Genomic DNA, 19,156 nt, shown 5'->3' with positions numbered 1-19,156 from the left:
CACCTTTCAAAAAAACCGCCGCGTTGGGACAGACCGGGAGTTGAAACACCGGTACGTTGCTCGCTACACATTTTTTGGAATCGCCCAGCAAAGACTGCTTGGTAATCGGCAACTCCTGCAATTCAGGCGAATCCACAGAAGTTGTATCAAGAAGGGAGCGTAGTCTACCGGAAAGCCCCTTTCAGCTCAAACCTTGATCTTCGCTCGGTGGCTGCCAATGTAAATTCCAGCCGTCCTGCTCACTGCCATTCAAGCCCCGCAGGTTGGCTACCGCCAGCAATTGCTCGCCCCGGTACAGCAGCGGCAATCTGCCACGGACGAACCCTGGAACCCCGCGCTCATTGAGCAAGCGCTTCAGGTCCCGATGGCCGCGATCGGGCAGGCTCATGGCCTCGCCGCCCTCGCGATAGCGGATATGTAGCGGGCCTTCCGGGGGTTGCCCGGTGAACTTGAGTTCGCCGTTGCCAGGCAAAACCAACGCTTGCGAGGGATCAGTCCAGCTCCCGATGCCGAGTACAGGTCTCAACCAATGACCGGATAACCACCAGAGGCGTCCGCCCGCCCGATGCAGCTCACCGTCCGCCAAACGCCAAATCGGACGAGCATCGCCGGTGGCATCACGCAAATCCTCCCAACCCGACCAGTGGTCACTGTCTGGCAGACGCGTCAGCGCGGCGAGCCAGTGACTCACTGCATTTCGCTGGCGAGCGGCGGACAGCTTTGCAATCGGCGACAGCTCAAGGGACGGCACACCCAGCCAATCGAATTCACCGACGGTGCGGGCATGCGCCAGATCGATTTGCGCCAGCTCATCAAGCAATCCCCGGGCTTCACTCAGATGCGCAGCGCTGCGGGCCATGCTCGCCACGGCTTGAGGCCAACGCTTGGTCATGGCCGGCAACACCTGATGCCGCAGGTAATTGCGCGAGAATTGATGATCCTGGTTCGAAGGGTCTTCGATCCACCTCAATTGATGCTCGGTCGCGTAAGCCTCAAGCTCTGCGCGCGAAACATCGAGCAGCGGCCGCAGCAGATGCCCCCGACCCAACGGGCGTTGGCTCGGCACCCCCGACAAGCCTCTTACCCCGGCCCCACGCAGCAATCGGAACAACAGGGTTTCGGCCTGGTCATCGCGGTGTTGGGCGGTCAGTAGCACTTCGTTGGTTTGCGTGGCCTCGATGAACGCGCCATATCGCGCATCACGGGCTGCACGCTCGAGGCTGGCGCCGGGCCGAACCTGAACGTGAACGACCTGCAAAGGTACACCCAGCTCATCACAGACCGACTGGCAGTGTTCCGGCCACGCATCAGCCACAGCCTGGAGGCCGTGATGAATGTGTATGGCGTTGAGATCGGGGAGGATTTCGGTTTTTGCGAGATAAGCGAGAAGGTGCAGCAGGACGGTGGAATCAAGGCCGCCGCTGAAAGCGATGCGCCAGGCCGGGGCGTTGCGCCACGGTTTCAGATTCAGCAAAAGCCGGGAAGGCAAATCAATCGAGGGCCGATCCATATCTTTCCCTTTGCACAAATCAAATGTGGGAGCGAGCCTGCTCGCGATAGCGGTACAACAGCCAACAAATTTGTTGAATGTTAAACCCTCATCGCGAGCAGGCTCGCTCCCACATGGGGTACAGCGCAGTCAGGTCAGAGACCGTAGCTCATCAGACGCTCGTAACGACGGGCCAGCAGCGCTTCGTTATCAAACTTCTTCAACATCGCCAGCTGCGAGCTCAGCTCGGCACGGATCGATGCAGCGGCCGCAGCCGGATCACGATGAGCGCCGCCCAAAGGCTCGCCGATCACTTTATCCACGATGCCCAAGCCTTTCAGGCGCTCGGCAGTGATGCCCATGGCTTCAGCGGCATCCGGTGCTTTTTCTGCGGTTTTCCACAGAATCGAAGCACAACCTTCCGGCGAGATCACCGCATAGGTCGAATACTGCAACATGTTCAGCTGATCGCACACACCGATGGCCAGTGCACCACCGGAACCACCTTCACCGATCACGGTGGCGATGATTGGGGTTTTCAGGCGGGCCATGACGCGCAGGTTCCAGGCGATCGCTTCGCTCTGGTTGCGCTCTTCAGCGTCGATGCCCGGGTAGGCGCCCGGCGTATCGATGAAGGTCAGGATCGGCATCTTGAAGCGTTCGGCCATTTCCATCAGGCGGCACGCCTTGCGGTAGCCTTCCGGACGCGGCATGCCGAAGTTGCGGCGAACCTTCTCGCGCACTTCGCGGCCTTTCTGGTGACCGATGATCATCACCGGCTGGTCATCCAGACGGGCCACGCCGCCAACGATGGCAGCGTCGTCGGAAAAGTGACGGTCGCCGTGCAGTTCGTCGAACTCGGTGAAGATGTGTTCGATGTAGTCCAGGGTGTATGGACGTTTCGGATGACGCGCCAGACGCGCGATCTGCCAGCTGGTCAGCTTGCCGAAGATATCCTCGGTCAGCGTGCTGCTTTTGTCCTGCAGGCGGGAGATCTCATCGCCGATATTCAGCGAATTGTCGTTACCGACCAAGCGCAACTCTTCGATCTTGGCTTGCAGGTCGGCGATCGGCTGTTCGAAATCTAGAAAATTCGGGTTCATAGGCGTCCGTCTAGGGTCGACGTCCAAGAGAGCTTGGGCCGGCCGGTTGTCTATTCGCGCCCTACCTTAAGGGACAGGCGCGTTCAGGTCGAGATTAAAAATTCAGGTCGAGATCAGGGCGTATGGAAGGCACCTGACCGTCAACGGTATTGGAGGAAGACGTTGTCTCGCCCGAACTGGTCACGCAGGGCTTGAATCAACGCATCCGCCGGGTCGATTCGCCAGGTCTCGCCGAACTGCAGCAAGGCCTTCGCATCGGGGCTCGTGTATTCCATGGTGATCGGGCATGCGCCGCGGTGACGCTTGAACAACTCACCCAGCCAGCGTAGCTGATCGCCCTTCAAATCCTTGGTCTGCAGCTTCAATCGCAGGCTTTCGGCCAGGTTGGTGCGCGCGTCCTCCATGCTCATCACCCGCTTGACCCGCAGGCGCAAACCGCCGGAGAAGTCGTCGTTGCTGACCTCGCCTTCGACCACCACCATCGCGTCAGTCTGCAACAGCGACTGCGCGGAATGGAACGCGTCGGCGAACAGCGAGGCTTCGATCCGGCCAGAACGATCGTCAAGGGTGATGAACCCCATCTTGTCACCCTTTTTGTTCTTCATCACCCGCAGGGCGATGATCATGCCTGCGACGGTCTGTGTATCACGAGCCGGCTTCAGGTCGATGATCCGCTGGCGGGCGAAACGGCGGATTTCGCCTTCGTATTCATCGATCGGGTGACCGGTCAGGTACAACCCCAGGGTGTCTTTCTCCCCTTTAAGGCGTTCCTTCAGGGTCAGCTCTTTCGCCTTGCGGTGATTGGCATAGACGTCCGCGTCCTCTTCTACGAACAGCCCGCCGAACAGGTCGGCGTGACCACTGTCGTGGGTGCGGGCGGTTTGTTCGGCGGCCTTGATCGCCCCTTCCATCGCATTCAGCAAGACCGCGCGGTTCTGGTCGATGCTCGCTTGATAGGCTTTCGGCTCGTCATGGAAACAGGGCCCCAGACGATCCAGCGCACCGCTTCGGATCAAACCATCCAGCGTGCGCTTGTTGATGCGCTTGAGGTCGACACGGGCGCAAAAATCGAACAGGTCCTTGAACGGCCCGTCCTGACGCGCCTCGGTGATCGCTTCCACCGGCCCTTCGCCCACACCCTTGATCGCGCCGAGGCCATAGATAATGCGGCCTTCGTCATTCACCGTGAACTTGAACTCCGAAGTATTCACATCCGGCGCGTCGAGACGCAGCTTCATGGTGCGAATTTCTTCGATCAAGGTCACGACCTTGTCGGTGTTGTGCATATCCGCCGACAGTACCGCGGCCATGAACGGCGCCGGGTAGTGCGTTTTCAGCCACGCGGTCTGGTACGAAACCAGGCCGTAAGCAGCGGAGTGGGATTTGTTGAAGCCATAACCGGCGAATTTCTCCACCAGGTCGAAAATGTTACCGGCGAGGTCAGCATCGATGTTGTTGGTGGCGCAACCCTCAATGAAACCACCGCGCTGCTTGGCCATTTCCTCGGGCTTTTTCTTACCCATGGCCCGACGCAGCATGTCCGCACCACCGAGGGTGTAACCGGCCATGACCTGGGCAATCTGCATCACCTGTTCCTGATACAGGATGATGCCGTAAGTCGGTGCCAATACCGGTTTCAGACCTTCGTACTGGTAGTCCGAGTGCGGGTACGCGAGTTCGGCGCGACCGTGCTTACGGTTGATAAAGTCGTCAACCATGCCCGATTGCAAAGGGCCCGGACGGAACAGGGCCACCAGTGCGATCAAGTCTTCCAGGCAGTCGGGCTTGAGCTTTTTGATCAGCTCTTTCATGCCGCGCGACTCGAGCTGGAACACCGCGGTGGTTTCAGCTTTTTGCAGCAGCTGGTAGGTCGGTTTGTCATCGAGCGGGATGAACGCAATGTCCAGCGGCGGCTCATCGACCTTGGCGCGGTCGCGATTGATCGTTTTCAGCGCCCAGTCGATGACCGTCAGGGTCCGCAGGCCGAGGAAGTCGAACTTCACCAGGCCGGCAGCTTCAACGTCGTCCTTGTCGAACTGGGTCACCAGGCCGTCACCGGCCTCGTCGCAATAGATCGGCGAGAAGTCGGTCAGCTTGGTCGGTGCGATCACCACACCACCGGCGTGTTTGCCGACGTTACGCACGACCCCTTCGAGCTTGCGCGCCATTTCCCAGATTTCCGCGGCCTCTTCATCAACCTTGATGAAGTCGCGGAGGATTTCTTCCTGCTCGTAGGCTTTTTCCAGGGTCATGCCGACTTCGAACGGAATCATCTTCGACAGACGATCCGCCAGGCCGTAGGACTTGCCCTGCACCCGCGCCACGTCGCGGACCACAGCCTTGGCGGCCATGGAACCGAAGGTGATGATCTGACTTACCGCGTTGCGCCCGTACTTTTCGGCCACGTAGTCGATGACCCGGTCACGACCGTCCATGCAGAAGTCGACGTCGAAGTCGGGCATCGATACCCGTTCCGGGTTAAGGAAACGTTCGAACAGCAGGTCATATTCCAGCGGGTCGAGGTCGGTGATCTTCTGCACATAGGCCACCAGCGAACCGGCACCCGAACCACGGCCCGGACCTACCGGCACGCCGTTGCTCTTGGCCCACTGGATAAAGTCCATAACGATGAGGAAGTAACCGGGGAACCCCATCTGGATGATGATATCCAGCTCGAAATTCAGCCGGTCGACGTAGACCTGACGCTTGGCTTCGTAGTCTTCGGTGGTGTCCTTGGGCAGCAGAACGCTGAGGCGCTCTTCCAGGCCATCGAAGGACACCTTGCGGAAATACTCGTCGATGGTCATGCCATCGGGAATCGGGAAGTTGGGCAGGAAGTGCGTGCCCAGTTTCACTTCAATGTTGCAGCGCTTGGCGATCTCGACGGTGTTTTCCAGCGCCTCGGGAATGTCGCTGAACAGCTCGGCCATTTCCTCGGCGCTTTTGAGGTATTGCTGATCGCTGTAATTCTTCGAACGCCGCGGATCGTCGAGGGCGCGGCCCTCACCGATGCAGACGCGGGTCTCGTGAGCGGCAAAGTCTTCCTGCTTGATGAAGCGCACGTCGTTGGTCGCGACCAGTGGCGCGCCGATCTTCTCCGCCAGGGCCACGGCGCCGTGCAACTGCTCTTCATCGTTGGGGCGATTGGTGCGCTGGATTTCCAGGTAAAAGCGATCCGGGAACACCTCCATCCACTCGCGCGCCAGATTTTCCGCTTCAGCCGGATTGCCGCTGAGCATGGCCAGGCCGATCTCGCCTTCTTTTGCCGCCGACAGCATGATCAAGCCTTCGCTGGCCTCGGCCACCCACTCGCGCTCGATGATGACCGAGCCATTGCGCTGGCCGTCGATGAAGCCGCGGGAGATCAGTTCAGTGAGGTTGCGATAGCCGACAGCGTTCATGGCCAGCAGGCTGATCCGGCTCAGGGCGTTGTCCGGATCCTTGTTCGACAGCCACAGGTCGGCGCCGCAGATCGGCTTGATACCTGCGCCCATGGCGGCTTTATAGAATTTGACCAGGGAACACATGTTGTTCTGGTCGGTGACCGCCACGGCAGGCATGTTCATGCCGACCAGGGTCTTGACCAGCGGTTTGATCCGCACCAGACCGTCGACCAGGGAATATTCAGTGTGCAGGCGTAGATGAACGAATGAAGCCGGCATAGTGATCCTGCGTTATGTCATGAAAACAACAAGGCCCGGATTGTACCGGGCCTTGGGAAAAACATCAGCCTTGCAACTAACTCTCGATCAGGCTTTCCCGAGCTTCATATGCCAACCGCACTGGAGCAAACGAGCGGCGGTGAATCGGGGTCGGGCCCAAGCGTGCCAGCGCTTCCAGATGAACGGGCGTCGGATAACCTTTGTGACCACCGATACCGTAACCCGGGTAAATCAATTCGAAGGCAGCCATCTCGCGGTCGCGGCTGACCTTGGCAAGAATCGATGCCGCAGCGATGGCCGGAACCTTGCCGTCTCCCTGCACTACCGCTTCGGCGCGCATGGACAGTTTCGGGCAGCGGTTACCGTCGATCATCGCCAGTTTCGGTTGAATGTGCAGGCCTTCGATCGCGCGTTGCATGGCCAGCATGGTGGCATGAAGGATGTTCAACTCGTCGATTTCTTCGACTTCCGCGCGCGCGATGCACCAGCTCAAGGCTTTTTCGCAAATTTCGTCGTAGAGCTTTTCGCGGCGGGCTTCGGTGAGCTTCTTCGAATCGTTGAGACCGAGGATCGGACGGTTCGGATCGAGGATCACAGCCGCGGTTACCACGGCACCGCAGAGCGGGCCGCGACCGACTTCGTCAACACCGGCAACCAGATCTTCAACTTCAGCGACCAAGGTGAAATCCAGCCCCATTTGCATGCTTGTTTTACTCATTGTACTTGGCCGATCAGCTTCAGCACTGCATCTGCAGCCTGGTTGGAGGCATCCAGACGAAGGGTCCGGTGAATTTCATCAAAGCCGCGAGTCTGCTCTTCGCCACCTTCGATCAATGGCGACAGCGTCTGGGCCAGCGCTTCAACGGTCGCATCGTCCTGCAGCAACTCGGGCACCAACAGGCGCTGGGCCAACAGGTTCGGCAACGAGACGTAGGGACTCTTGACCATGCGTTTGAGAATCCAGAACGTCAGTGGCGCCAGACGATAGGCAACGACCATCGGCCGCTTATACAACAAGGCCTCGAGGGTAGCCGTACCGGAGGCGATCAACACCGCGTCGCAGGCGGCCAGCGCCAGATGGGACTTGCCATCGAGCAGGGTCAGCGGCAGATCGCGGCCGACGAGCAACTCTTCAAGCTGCGCACGTCGCTGAGGACTGGCGCAAGGCATGACGAACCGCACGCCAGGACGCACGGCGCGCAGACGTTGGGCGGTATCGAGGAACAACGCCCCCAGACGCCCCACTTCACCGCCGCGACTGCCGGGCATCAGCGCGACCAACGGCCCGTCCGGCAGACCGAGCTCGGCCCGTGCAGCAGCGCGATCCGCTTCAAGCGGGATCGCATCGGCCAGGGAATGCCCGACAAACCGCACCGGCACGCCTTTCTCTTCATAGAATTTTGCTTCGAACGGAAACAGCGTCAGCATCAGGTCGCAACCTTCGCGAATCTTCAGCACCCGCTTCTGCCGCCACGCCCAGACCGACGGGCTGACGTAGTGCACGGTCTTGATTCCGGCCTGACGCAGCTTGAGTTCGATATTCAGGTTGAAGTCCGGGGCATCGATACCGATGAACACATCCGGCTTCTCGGCAATCAGGTCGGCGATCAGCTGCTTGCGGCGCTTGAGCAACTCGCGCAGCCGACCCAGCACTTCCACCAGGCCCATGACCGAGAGACGTTCCATCGGGAAATACGAGGTCAGGCCTTCGGCCTGCATCAGCGGACCACCGACACCGATGAACTCGACCGCCGGATGCTGTGCCTTGAGCGCACGCATGAGACCGGCGCCCAGAATGTCACCGGAAGCCTCACCCGCCACCAGCGCAATACGCAGATTAGCCATGATTAACGCGTGATGCCGCGGGTCGAAGACTGGATAGAATCACGGAACACCGCGACTTCCGGAAACTGCGCCGAAGGTTCGGCCAGTTCGGCGAGCGCCTGCTCGACGGTCAGGCCCTGGCGGTAAACCACCTTGTAGGCACGACGCAGGGCGTGGATCGCGTCTTCGCTGAAACCACGGCGACGCATGCCTTCGAAGTTCATGCTACGGGCTTCGGCCGGGTTGCCGAACACCGTGACGTAGGCGGGAACGTCCTTGCCAATGGCGGTACCCATGCCGGAAAAGCTGTGGGCGCCAATGTGGCAATACTGGTGAACCAGGGTAAAGCCGGACAGGATCGCCCAGTCTTCAACGTGCACATGGCCAGCCAACGCAGTGTTGTTGACGAGGATGCAGTGGTTACCGATGACACTGTCGTGGCCGATGTGGGCATAGGCCATGATCAGGTTGTGATCGCCCAGGGTCGTTTCCGAACGGTCCTGAATGGTCCCGCGATGAATCGTCACGCCTTCACGGATGACGTTATGGTCACCGATGACCAGACGGGTTTCTTCGCCTTTGTATTTCAGATCGGGCGTGTCCTCACCTACCGAAGAAAACTGGTAAATGCGGTTGTGCTTACCGATTCGGGTCGGGCCCTTGAGAATCACATGCGGCCCGATCACTGTCCCCTCGCCGATTTCCACACCTGCGCCGACGATCGACCATGGGCCGACCTCGACACCTTCAGCCAGAACGGCCGTCGGATCGATGATTGCGCGAGGGTCAATCAAACTCATAGTTTGCGTTCCGCGCAGATGATTTCAGCGGAGCAGACTGGCTTGCCATCGACCGAAGCCTGGCACTCGAACTTCCAGATCTGACGCTTGCAGCTGATGAAACGGGCTTCGAGGATCAATTGATCGCCTGGAGTGACGGGCTGGCGAAAACGCAGCTTGTCGGAGCCGACGAAGTAGTAGAGCGTGCCGTCGGCAGGCTTCACGTCGAGCATTTTGAAACCAAGGATACCGGCAGCCTGAGCCATCGCTTCGATGATCAGTACGCCCGGCATGATTGGATGCGCGGGGAAGTGACCATTGAAGAACGGTTCGTTGATGCTGACATTCTTGTAGGCGCGAATGCGCTTGCCTTCCACGTCCAGTTCCACGACCCGGTCCACCAGCAGGAACGGGTAACGGTGAGGCAGGTATTCGCGAATCTCGTTGATGTCCATCATTTCGGGGGGAAGCCTATGTAAAGATTGGAAACGCGCGACTGACGCGCGTTCCTCTAGCAAATCAAGGAGGCAGTCTAGCGGCTGTGCACACTTGATATGGAAATGGTATCAGCCATCTGATGAAGCATTACCGTCAGGGGTCACTTCCCCTGTCCGCTTTTCCAGCTGTCGCAGCCGCCGCGCGATGTCATCGAGCTGACGGATACGTGCCGCGCTTTTGCGCCATTCGGCAGCCGGTTGCATGGCCGTACCGGAAGAGTAGGAGCCCGGCTCGGTAATCGAGTGGGTCACCATGGTCATCCCAGTGATGAAAACCTTGTCGCAAATTTCGATATGCCCCACCAGCCCGACGCCACCGGCGAGCATGCAATGCTTGCCGATCTTGGTGCTGCCGGAGATCCCCACGCACGCGGCCATGGCGGTGTGATCACCGATCTGGACGTTGTGAGCGATCTGAATCTGATTGTCGAGCTTGACGCCATTACCAATGACGGTATCGGCCAGCGCACCCCGGTCGATGGCGGTATTCACGCCAATCTCCACATCGTCACCGACCAGAACACCACCGATCTGGGCGATTTTCTGCCAGATGCCTTTCTCGTTGGCGAAACCGAAACCTTCGCCACCCAGTACCGCACCGGATTGAATCACCACCCGCTTGCCGATACGCACGTCGTGATACAGCGTGACGCGCGGTGCAAGCCAGCCACCTTCACCAATGACGCTACGGGCGCCGATGAAGCAGTGCGCGCCGATGGTTGTCCCGGCATCAATTCGCGCCCCGCTTTCGATGACCACAAATGCACCGATACTCGCCGCCGGATCGACCACCGCGTCCTCTGCCACTACCGCTGTCGGATGAATACCGGCAGACGCCTTGGGCTTGGGATCGAAGAGGTGGGAAATGCGTGCATAAGCAAGATACGGGTCGGGCACGATCAGCGCCTCACCGGAAAAACCTTCTGCGTCAGCGGCTTTCAGCAACAAGGCTGCAGCCCGGCTATCGGCCAGGTATTTACGGTATTGAGGATTTGCCAGAAAGCTCAACTGAGCTGGGCCAGCCTCTTGCAAAGTGGCCAGCCCAGTTATTTCCTTCTCCGGGTCGCCACGCAGGGTGGCGCCGAGGAACTCGGCCAACTGGCCGAGTTTTATGGTCGCTGTCATGGATTACTTCAGCTGATTCATGCGCTCGATAACCTGGCGAGTGATGTCGTACTGAGGCTTGACATCAATCACTGCGCCACGCTCGAAGACCAGGTCAAAAGCACCTTTCTTGATGACTTCTTCCACAGCACTGTCCAGTTTCGGCTTGAGCTGCTTCAGCATTTCACGGTCAGCAACGGCTTTGGCTTCGTTCAGCTCCTTGGACTGGAACTGGAAGTCACGGGCCTTTTGCTTGAATTCAAGTTCCAGGCGCTCACGCTCGCCTTGCTGCATCTTGTCGCCGCCCGCCATCAGACGGTCCTGAATGCCCTTGGCGCTGCTTTCCAGCGACTTGAGTTTGGTCAGCTGCGGACCGAACTTTTTCTCGGCATCCACGGCGTATTTCTTGGCCGCGTCGGATTCCAGCAGAGCCATCTGATAGTTCAGAACGGCGATTTTCATGTCGGCAAAAGCCGGACCTGCTACCAGTACGGTCGCCAGGAGAACCAATTGAGTCAACTTACGCACGATGCACTCCTACAAAATCCATTGTCGTTATCTTGGGTCAGACGCTTAGAACGTCTGGCCGAGGGAGAATTGGAACACTTGAGTTTCAGCCTCATCCGGTTTCTTGATCGGCATGGCCAACGCGAAACTCAGAGGACCCAGCGCGGTAACCCATGTCACACCCACACCGACGGAGCTAGCCATGTTGCTCAGGCTGATGTCGTTGCACTTGGTGTTGGACGACGAACCGTTCGCATTGGTGGTGTCTTTGCACGTTGAGTCGAAAACGTTACCCACATCCCAGAATACCGAGGTGCGCAGGGAGCGCTGATCTTTGACGAACGGCAGAGGGAACAGGACCTCTACCCCGCCCTGGATCAAGACGTTACCACCGAACGGCAGCGGATCCTGGTCCGGATCAAGAGCCGTACCCGGGTTGGTGCCGCGGCTCGGCGTACTGCGAGGACCCAAGGTGCTGTCCTTGAAACCACGAACCGAGTTGAAACCACCAGCATAGTAGTTTTCATAGAACGGCAAGCCATCGGTCGAACCGTAGCCATCGCCATAACCCAGCTCGGTATGCAGGCGCATGGTGTAGTTTTCGGTCAGTGGCTGGAACAACTGGCCACGGTAATCGAGTTTGAAGAACGACAGGTCGCTGCCCGGCGTCGTGGTTTCCAGCACCAGGCTTTGGGAATGACCACGTGTCGCCAGTACGCCCTTGTTCAGGGTCGATTCCGACCAACCGGCCGAAGCCTTGAAGTTCAGGTAGTTGTCGCCTTCCTTGTTAACGAAGTCGAAGATCTCGTCAACGGTGTACAGGCCAGTCTTGATCTTGTCCTGTTGCGCAGTCAGGCCGAAGGTCAGGCGCGACGTTTCGCTGATCGGGTAGCCGACGCTCACGCCCGCACCCAGGCTGTCCACGGCATAGCTGGCTACGTCGACGTCGAGGTCTTTGTAGTCAGTGGTGCGATAGAACGCGTTGTAACCCAGGCTCACGCCATCAGCAGTCCAGTACGGGTCGACATAACCGAAGTTATAGCGGCTCTGGTATTCGCTGCGGGTCAAGCCGACGCTGACCTTGTTACCCGTACCCAGGAAGTTGTTCTGGGTGATCGAACCACCGAGGATCAGACCGGCACTCTGTGCGAAGCCGACGCTGGCGGTAATCGAACCGGAAGCTTGTTCTTCAACGCTGTAGTTCACGTCAACCTGGTCATCGACACCCGGTACGGCAGGGGTTTCGACGTTCACTTCTTTGAAGAAGCCGAGACGCTCAAGACGGGTCTTGGACTGGTCGATCAGGTAAGTCGAAGCCCAGCCACCTTCCATCTGACGCATTTCACGGCGCAGCACTTCGTCTTCGGACTTGGTGTTGCCTCGGAAATTGATGCGGTTGACGTAGGCACGCTTGCCCGGATCGACGGCGAACGTGATATCGACGGTGTGGTCTTCATCGTGCGGCTGAGGCACGCCGTTGACGTTGGCGAAGGTGTAGCCCTCGTTACCCAGACGGCGGGTGATCAGTTCGGAGGTGGTGGTCATCAGCTTGCGCGAGAACACCTGGCCTTTCTGAACCAGCAGCAACGACTTGACCTGGTCCTCAGGGACTTTCAGGTCGCCGCTCAGCTTGACGTCACGAACGGTGTACTTCTCGCCTTCGTTGACGTTGACGGTGATGTAGACGTGCTTCTTGTCCGGCGTAATGGACACCTGGGTCGAAGCGATATCCATGTTGATGTAGCCACGGTCCAGGTAGTAGGAACGCAGACGTTCCAGGTCACCGGAAAGCTTTTCACGAGCGTACTTGTCGTCGTTCTTGAAGAACGACAACCAGTTGGTGGTCTTGAGTTCGAACAGGTCGATCAGGTCTTCGTCAGGAAAGACCGTGTTACCCACCACGTTGATGTGCTGGATAGCAGCGACGGTGCCTTCGTTGATATTGACCTTCAGGCCGACGCGGTTGCGCGGCTGCGGCACCACTTCGGTGTCGACGGTAGCCGAGTAGCGACCCTGCGCGACATATTGGCGCTGCAGTTCGTTACGTACACCTTCAAGGGTGGCACGCTGGAAGATCTCGCCTTCGGCCAGACCGGACTGTTTGAGGCCTTTCATCAGGTCTTCAGTGGAGATCGCCTTGTTACCTTCGATCTCGATACTGGCGACTGACGGGCGCTCGACTACCGTGATGACCAGGACGTTGCCATCGCGGCCCAGCTGGATATCTTGAAAGAACCCGGTTTTGAACAGCGCACGAGTGGATTCCACCAGGCGGCGATCATCCGCCTGTTCACCGACGTTCAACGGCAAGGCACCAAAGACGCTACCCGCGGAGACCCGCTGGAGGCCATTGACGCGAATATCAGAGATAGTGAAGGACTCGGCGTGAACTTCGGCGATCATCAATACGGTGAGAACCGCAGTTAGCAGCAGACGTTTCATGAAGTCCTTTCTTATTCCAACTGGCAATAAACAAACTGCCGCAAAATGCGGCAGATTCGCAATATCAGCGAAGTGTTACAGACGGCCCAAATCATTGACCAGAGCAAGCAACATCACCCCGACCACCAAACTGATGCCGATCTGTATCCCCCAACCCTGCACCCGATCCGACAAGGGACGACCACGCGCCCACTCGATCAGATAAAACAACAAATGCCCCCCATCCAGTACAGGAATGGGCAACAAATTCAGAACCCCCAGGCTAATACTCAGATAAGCAAGGAAATTCAGGAAATCAGCGACGCCCGACTGGGCAGAAGCGCCCGCCACTTTAGCAATGGTTATCGGTCCACTCAAGTTTTTTACCGAGAGCTCACCGAACAACATTTTCTTGAGTGAATCGAGGGTCAGTACGCTCATGGTCCAAGTGCGTCGAGCCCCCTCGCCAATCGCAGCCAAAGGACCGTAACTGACCTCGCGAATCATCTCCGGTGGCCAATCGATCGCTTTCACCCCAGCCCCCAGATAACCGCTGGGGGCTTTCTTCTCGCCACGAGCGGCCAGCGTCACGGGGACGTCGATTTGAGCACCATCGCGCTCGATGCGCAGCATGATTTTGGTATCTGGTTGCGTACGAACGGTATCGACCACCTGCTGCCAGTCATCCAGCGCCTTGCCATCAAGCGCCAACAACCGGTCACCGGTTTTCAGGCCCGCTGCCTGCGCCGGACCTTTCGGGTCAAGCTCGGCCAGCACTGGCGGCAACGCCGGACGCCAAGGACGAATACCCAACGAGCGAATCGGATCCGGTTCATCCGCGCCCTTGAGCCATTTATCCAGGACCAGTTCACGAGGCGAATCCGCTGTGGACCCCTGATCGCGCACCAGCACCTGCAGCGAACCGCTCTCACCCAGACGACGAACCAGCTGCAGATTGACCGCACCCCAACCCGACGTTGGCTCACCATCGATGGCGACAATTTCCTGACCCGGGCTCAAACCGGCCTTGGCCGCGATACTGCCCGACTCTACGGCACCGATGACAGGCCGCACCTGCTCGCTGCCGAGCATCGCGAGCACCCAGAAAAAAATCATCGCCAGTAAAAAGTTGGCAATCGGCCCCGCCGACACGATTGCGATGCGCTGACGGACGGACTTGCGATTGAAGGACTGATCGAGCTGATCGGCCGGCACTTCGCCTTCGCGCTCGTCGAGCATCTTCACGTAGCCACCCAGCGGAATCGCGGCGACGACGAACTCAGTGCCTTTCTTGTCGTGCCAGCGCAGCAACGGCATGCCGAAGCCCACGGAGAAGCGCAGCACTTTGACCCCACAGCGACGCGCGACCCAGAAATGGCCGAATTCGTGGAAGGTGACCAGCACGCCCAGGGCTACCAGGGTGCCGACAATCATATAGAGCGCGCTCATCTACTTTCTCCGCAATCCTATCCAGTGCTGCATGGGCCAACCTGTTGCAGCACTTACCGCCCGTGGCGACTCAACCATTGCTCCACCAGGGCTCGCGCCTTCGCGTCAGCCGTGAACACCGCCTCGAGATCATTCACCGCTACCACAGGCTCGAGATTCAAGACTTCCTCGATGATACTCGCGATTTCCAGATAGCGAACCCGCCCGTCGAGAAAGGCGGCGACTGCTACTTCATTTGCCGCATTGAGCATGGCTGGCGCGCTATTGCCCGCCTCGGCGGCCTGACGCGCCAGGCGCAGGCATGGGAAACGCTCTTCATCGGGCGCCTGGAAGTCCAGGCGTGCGATGGCGAACAGATCCAGCGGAGCAACGCCCGAATCGATACGCTCCGGCCAGGCCAAGGCGTTGGCGATCGGCGTGCGCATGTCGGGATTGCCCAGCTGCGCCAATACCGAACCGTCGATGTAGTCGACCAGCGAATGAATCACACTCTGCGGGTGAATCACCACTTCGACCTGGGAAGGCTTGGCGTCGAACAGCCAGCAGGCTTCGATCAGCTCGAGCCCCTTGTTCATCATGCTCGCCGAATCCACGGAGATCTTGCGCCCCATGGACCAGGTCGGGTGCGCACAGGCCTGCTCAGGCGTTACATCGGCCAGTTCGGCCAAGGGTGTCTGCCGGAACGGACCGCCAGAGGCTGTCAGCAAGATCCGACGAACGCCCACGACCCCGAGCCCACGGGAAAAATCCTGTGGCATGCACTGGAAAATCGCGTTGTGCTCGCTGTCGATCGGCAGCAGCACCGAACCGCTTTTGCGTACGGCCTGCATGAACAGCGCGCCGGACATCACCAGCGCTTCTTTGTTGGCCAGCAGAATTTTCTTACCGGCCTCAACTGCCGCCAGGGTCGGACGCAAGCCCGCCGCACCGACAATGGCCGCCATGACCGTGTCGACGTCAGGATCGGAGGCGACCTGACACAGGCCCGCCTCCCCCACCAGCACGCGAGTCGACAGACCGGCTGCACGCAAATCGTCCTGCAACACCCGGGCGGCGTTGTGCTCTGGCACGACGGCGAACCGCGGCACATGCCGGACGCAAAGCGCGTGCAACTCGCTCAGACGCGTGAAGCCGCTCAAGGCAAAAACCTGATACCGCTCGGGATGTCGGGCAATGACGTCCAGCGTGCTCAGACCGATCGAACCGGTCGCACCCAGGACCGTAATCTGCTGCGGGCGGCTCACGGTGCCGCCATCCACAGCAGCACAGCAAATACAGGGATCGCGGCCGTCAGGCTGTCGATGCGATCCAGCACACCGCCGTGACCGGGCAGCAGATTACTGCTGTCCTTGATCCCGGACTGGCGCTTGAACATGCTTTCGGTGAGGTCGCCCACCACCGAGATGAACACGATAATGGCCGCACCGATCAACCCTTTGAAAAGCTCGGCAACCGTCCAGTCGCGAACCAGGCCGACAATGACGGTGATGACCAGGCTCAGCGCCAGGCCGCCATACACGCCTTCCCAGCTCTTGCCGGGGCTGACCAGCGGCGCGAGCTTGCGCTTGCCGAAGGCCCTGCCGGAAAAATAGGCGCCAATATCGGCACCCCAGACCAGCACCATCACGGCCAAAATCAGTAGATTGCCATTGCCGGAATCGTGTTTTTTGATTTCGACCAGACCTTGCCATGCCGGCAGGAGAATCAACAGGCCGATCACCAATTTGGTCGCTGCTGCGGACCAATGCTCGCTCGAACGCGGATAGGTCAGCACCAGATACGTCGCCACGCCCCACCACAGCACCGAGGCACCCAACACCCAGGGCGCAAGTCCCGGCAGGATGTGCATGACAAACAACATCAACGCGACCACTGCTGCGTAGGCGACGCGAATCGGTTGAGCGGCGAAACCCGCCAGGCGCGCCCATTCCCAGGCACCGAGGGTTACGACCAACCCGATGAACAGCGCGAAGCCGGAACCTTCAAGCAGGAAAAACCCGCACAAGGCAATCGGCAGCAGTATCAGCGCAGTGATGATTCGTTGTTTAAGCATTAAACCCGGGCTCCAGCCTCGACCTGCTCGCTCGTTTTACCGAAGCGACGCTGACGAGAAGCGAAATCGGCCAGCGCGGTGCGCATGGCGTCGTGTTTGAAGTCCGGCCAGAACAGGTCGGAGAAGTACAACTCGGCGTAGGCCAGTTGCCACAACAGGAAGTTGCTGATGCGGTGTTCGCCACCGGTGCGAATGCACAGGTCCGGCAACGGCAGGTCGCCGGTGGCCAGGCAGGCTTGCAACAGTTCCGGGGTAATGTCTTCCGGACGCAGATGACCGGCCTGAACTTCCCGCGCCAGACGCTGCGCGGCTTGCGCGATGTCCCACTGACCGCCGTAGTTGGCGGCGATCTGCAGGACGAAGCGATTGGCGCCCGCGGTCATGGCTTCAGCCTCGCGCATGGCCGCCTGAAGCTCTGGATGAAAACGCGAACGGTCGCCAATGATGCGCAGACTGATGTTGTTTTCGTTGAGGCGCTTGGCCTCGCGACGCAATGCCTTGAAGAACAGGTCCATCAAGGCACTGACCTCATCGGCCGGGCGCTGCCAGTTCTCGCTGGAAAAGGCGAACAGGGTCAATACCTCGACCTTGGCCTCGGCACACACCTCGATCACTGCACGAACCGCATCCACACCCGCTTTATGCCCGGCGACACCCGGCATGAAGCGTTTTTTCGCCCAGCGATTATTGCCATCCATGATGATCGCGACATGGCGCGGCACCGCGGACGGCGCAACCTGCTTGGTCTTTTCCATGAAAACGCGACCCTTATACGGCCATCAGGTCTTTTTCTTTCTGCGCCAGATTCGCGTCGATTTCAGCCACGTACTTTTTGGTCAGATCATCGATCTCGCCAGTGGCGCGACGCTCTTCGTCTTCGCTGATTTCCTTTTCCTTGACCAGATCCTTGAGCTGGCTGTTCGCGTCACGACGGATGTTGCGCACGGCAACACGGGCGTCTTCAGCAACATCGCGGGCCTGCTTGGTGAAGCCCTTGCGGGTTTCTTCGGTCAGGGCCGGCATGGAGATCAGCAGCAGCTCACCCAGGTTGGTCGGGTTGAGGTTCAGACCGGCGCTGCCGATGGCTTTATCGACAGCACCCAGCATGTTGCGCTCGAAGGCAACGACTTGCAGGGTACGGGCGTCCTTGACGGTGATGTTCGCCACTTGCTTGATCGGAGTATCGGAACCGTAGTACGGCACCATCACGCCTTCCAGAATGCTCGGGTGCGCCTGACCGGTACGAATACGGCCGAAGTTGTGCATCAGCGACTCGACGGATTTCTGCATACGCTCTTTAGCGTCTTTCTTGATTTCGTTGATCATTGTTGGCCTTCCTCGATCAGGGTCCCTTCAGCGCCGCCATGCACGATGTTCAGCAGGGCGCCGGGCTTGTTCATGTTAAATACGCGCAACGGCATCTTGTGGTCGCGGCACAGGCAAATGGCCGTCAGATCCATCACGCCCAGCTTGCGATCCAGCACTTCATCGTAGGTCAGATGATCGAACTTCTCGGCATGCGGGTCCTTGAATGGATCGGCGGTGTAGACACCATCGACCTTGGTCGCTTTCAACACGACGTCAGCGTCGATTTCGATCGCACGCAAGCAGGCTGCCGAATCCGTGGTAAAGAACGGATTGCCGGTGCCAGCCGCGAAGATCACGACTTCCTTGGAGTTCAGGTGGCGCATGGCTTTGCGGCGATCATAGTGATCGGTCACGCCAACCATGGAAATGGCCGACATCACGATGGCCGAGATATTGGCACGTTCCAGCGCGTCGCGCATGGCCAGGGCGTTCATCACAGTGGCCAGCATGCCCATGTGGTCGCCCGTGACCCGATCCATGCCGGCTGCGCTCAGCGCTGCGCCGCGGAACAGGTTGCCGCCGCCGATCACCAGACCGACCTGGACACCGATGCCGACCAGTTGGCCGACTTCCAGCGCCATGCGATCCAGAACTTTCGGATCGATCCCGAACTCTTCCGAGCCCATCAGGGCCTCGCCGCTAAGCTTGAGTAGAATGCGTTTATAGCGAGCCTGATAACCACTGCCCTGCTGAGCCATTGCGAATCTCTCCTGCGGCGTATTTTAAAAATTCTTTGCGAGCTGTTTACAGCTGGCGTTCACTCTAGCTTGGCGCTGCTTCAGCGCCATCGGAACATGGCTTTGTAAGCCAGTTCCAAAGGGAAACCAATAAAAATTGGTGCCCCATCTGAAAAGAGGCTGCGCGCGTAAGCGGGCAGCCTCTTCAGGGCGACAGTTGAAA

The 19,156-nt window shown here is 59.1% G+C and carries 16 protein-coding genes; all 16 read right to left on the bottom strand.

Annotated features, from left to right (window positions below):
- Window positions 1–181: 181 nt before the first annotated feature.
- Window positions 182–1,510 carry a tRNA lysidine(34) synthetase TilS gene (tilS, locus tag ACM6I5_RS24660; protein ID WP_414884872.1) on the bottom strand — a complete coding sequence of 443 codons (1,329 nt, stop codon included), beginning with the start codon at window positions 1,508–1,510 and terminating at the stop codon, window positions 182–184.
- A gap of 134 nt (window positions 1,511–1,644) precedes the next feature.
- A complete protein-coding gene (locus ACM6I5_RS24655) occupies window positions 1,645–2,592 on the bottom strand; it encodes an acetyl-CoA carboxylase carboxyltransferase subunit alpha (RefSeq protein WP_084322283.1) in 948 nt (315 codons plus the stop codon).
- Between the two features lie 140 nt (window positions 2,593–2,732).
- On the bottom strand, window positions 2,733–6,254 hold the full coding sequence (dnaE, locus tag ACM6I5_RS24650; RefSeq protein WP_017336712.1) for a DNA polymerase III subunit alpha: 3,522 nt from the start codon (window positions 6,252–6,254) through the stop codon (window positions 2,733–2,735).
- 76 nt (window positions 6,255–6,330) lie between these two features.
- On the bottom strand, window positions 6,331–6,957 hold the full coding sequence (rnhB, locus tag ACM6I5_RS24645) for a ribonuclease HII (protein WP_017336711.1): 627 nt from the start codon (window positions 6,955–6,957) through the stop codon (window positions 6,331–6,333).
- A gap of 11 nt (window positions 6,958–6,968) precedes the next feature.
- Window positions 6,969–8,099, bottom strand: coding sequence for a lipid-A-disaccharide synthase (lpxB, locus tag ACM6I5_RS24640; protein WP_414884871.1), 1,131 nt, complete (start codon window positions 8,097–8,099; stop codon window positions 6,969–6,971).
- 2 nt (window positions 8,100–8,101) lie between these two features.
- Window positions 8,102–8,878 (bottom strand): acyl-ACP--UDP-N-acetylglucosamine O-acyltransferase, encoded by a 777-nt coding sequence (lpxA, locus tag ACM6I5_RS24635; protein WP_414884870.1) that lies wholly within the window; start codon window positions 8,876–8,878, stop codon window positions 8,102–8,104.
- Window positions 8,875–9,315 (bottom strand): 3-hydroxyacyl-ACP dehydratase FabZ, encoded by a 441-nt coding sequence (gene fabZ, locus ACM6I5_RS24630; RefSeq protein WP_017336708.1) that lies wholly within the window; start codon window positions 9,313–9,315, stop codon window positions 8,875–8,877. The genes lpxA and fabZ overlap by 4 nt, the downstream gene beginning before the upstream one ends.
- A 108-nt stretch (window positions 9,316–9,423) precedes the next feature.
- On the bottom strand, window positions 9,424–10,479 hold the full coding sequence (gene lpxD / locus ACM6I5_RS24625) for a UDP-3-O-(3-hydroxymyristoyl)glucosamine N-acyltransferase (protein WP_414884869.1): 1,056 nt from the start codon (window positions 10,477–10,479) through the stop codon (window positions 9,424–9,426).
- Window positions 10,480–10,482: 3 nt separating this feature from the next.
- Window positions 10,483–10,986: an OmpH family outer membrane protein gene (locus ACM6I5_RS24620; RefSeq protein ID WP_007907155.1), complete on the bottom strand. Its 504-nt coding sequence runs from the start codon at window positions 10,984–10,986 to the stop codon at window positions 10,483–10,485.
- Window positions 10,987–11,031: 45 nt separating this feature from the next.
- On the bottom strand, window positions 11,032–13,407 hold the full coding sequence (gene bamA, locus ACM6I5_RS24615) for an outer membrane protein assembly factor BamA (RefSeq protein ID WP_017336706.1): 2,376 nt from the start codon (window positions 13,405–13,407) through the stop codon (window positions 11,032–11,034).
- Between the two features lie 75 nt (window positions 13,408–13,482).
- Window positions 13,483–14,835: a sigma E protease regulator RseP gene (gene rseP, locus ACM6I5_RS24610; RefSeq protein ID WP_017336705.1), complete on the bottom strand. Its 1,353-nt coding sequence runs from the start codon at window positions 14,833–14,835 to the stop codon at window positions 13,483–13,485.
- Between the two features lie 53 nt (window positions 14,836–14,888).
- A complete protein-coding gene (gene ispC / locus ACM6I5_RS24605; RefSeq protein WP_017336704.1) occupies window positions 14,889–16,079 on the bottom strand; it encodes a 1-deoxy-D-xylulose-5-phosphate reductoisomerase in 1,191 nt (396 codons plus the stop codon).
- Window positions 16,076–16,888 (bottom strand): phosphatidate cytidylyltransferase, encoded by an 813-nt coding sequence (locus ACM6I5_RS24600; protein WP_017336703.1) that lies wholly within the window; start codon window positions 16,886–16,888, stop codon window positions 16,076–16,078. Before ACM6I5_RS24600 ends, ispC begins: the two co-directional genes overlap by 4 nt.
- The gene (gene uppS, locus ACM6I5_RS24595; protein WP_017336702.1) at window positions 16,888–17,643 is read right to left on the bottom strand and encodes a polyprenyl diphosphate synthase; all 756 of its coding nucleotides are present in this window, start codon (window positions 17,641–17,643) and stop codon (window positions 16,888–16,890) included. Before uppS ends, ACM6I5_RS24600 begins: the two co-directional genes overlap by 1 nt.
- A gap of 13 nt (window positions 17,644–17,656) precedes the next feature.
- Window positions 17,657–18,214, bottom strand: a complete 558-nt coding sequence (frr, locus tag ACM6I5_RS24590) for a ribosome recycling factor (RefSeq protein ID WP_008028968.1) — start codon at window positions 18,212–18,214, stop codon at window positions 17,657–17,659.
- Window positions 18,211–18,954: a UMP kinase gene (pyrH, locus tag ACM6I5_RS24585; protein ID WP_003189161.1), complete on the bottom strand. Its 744-nt coding sequence runs from the start codon at window positions 18,952–18,954 to the stop codon at window positions 18,211–18,213. Before pyrH ends, frr begins: the two co-directional genes overlap by 4 nt.
- Window positions 18,955–19,156: the final 202 nt, after the last annotated feature.

The sequence above is a fragment of the Pseudomonas sp. IT-P171 genome (assembly GCF_949767765.1).
Lineage (GTDB): Bacteria > Pseudomonadota > Gammaproteobacteria > Pseudomonadales > Pseudomonadaceae > Aquipseudomonas > Aquipseudomonas fluorescens_B.
This window is presented reverse-complemented; position numbering and strand designations above follow the sequence as displayed.

Bases quoted from the DNA above. Each gene is read 5' to 3' on its own strand.
- tilS (WP_414884872.1), bottom strand. From the start codon at position 1,510: ATGGATCGGCCCTCGATTGATTTGCCTTCCCGGCTTTTGCTGAATCTG.
- ACM6I5_RS24655 (WP_084322283.1), bottom strand. From the start codon at position 2,592: ATGAACCCGAATTTTCTAGATTTCGAACAGCCGATCGCCGACCTGCAA.
- dnaE (WP_017336712.1), bottom strand. From the start codon at position 6,254: ATGCCGGCTTCATTCGTTCATCTACGCCTGCACACTGAATATTCCCTG.
- rnhB (WP_017336711.1), bottom strand. From the start codon at position 6,957: ATGCAAATGGGGCTGGATTTCACCTTGGTCGCTGAAGTTGAAGATCTG.
- lpxB (WP_414884871.1), bottom strand. From the start codon at position 8,099: ATGGCTAATCTGCGTATTGCGCTGGTGGCGGGTGAGGCTTCCGGTGAC.
- lpxA (WP_414884870.1), bottom strand. From the start codon at position 8,878: ATGAGTTTGATTGACCCTCGCGCAATCATCGATCCGACGGCCGTTCTG.
- fabZ (WP_017336708.1), bottom strand. From the start codon at position 9,315: ATGATGGACATCAACGAGATTCGCGAATACCTGCCTCACCGTTACCCG.
- lpxD (WP_414884869.1), bottom strand. From the start codon at position 10,479: ATGACAGCGACCATAAAACTCGGCCAGTTGGCCGAGTTCCTCGGCGCC.
- bamA (WP_017336706.1), bottom strand. From the start codon at position 13,407: ATGAAACGTCTGCTGCTAACTGCGGTTCTCACCGTATTGATGATCGCC.
- rseP (WP_017336705.1), bottom strand. From the start codon at position 14,835: ATGAGCGCGCTCTATATGATTGTCGGCACCCTGGTAGCCCTGGGCGTG.
- ACM6I5_RS24600 (WP_017336703.1), bottom strand. From the start codon at position 16,888: ATGCTTAAACAACGAATCATCACTGCGCTGATACTGCTGCCGATTGCC.
- uppS (WP_017336702.1), bottom strand. From the start codon at position 17,643: ATGGAAAAGACCAAGCAGGTTGCGCCGTCCGCGGTGCCGCGCCATGTC.
- frr (WP_008028968.1), bottom strand. From the start codon at position 18,214: ATGATCAACGAAATCAAGAAAGACGCTAAAGAGCGTATGCAGAAATCC.
- pyrH (WP_003189161.1), bottom strand. From the start codon at position 18,954: ATGGCTCAGCAGGGCAGTGGTTATCAGGCTCGCTATAAACGCATTCTA.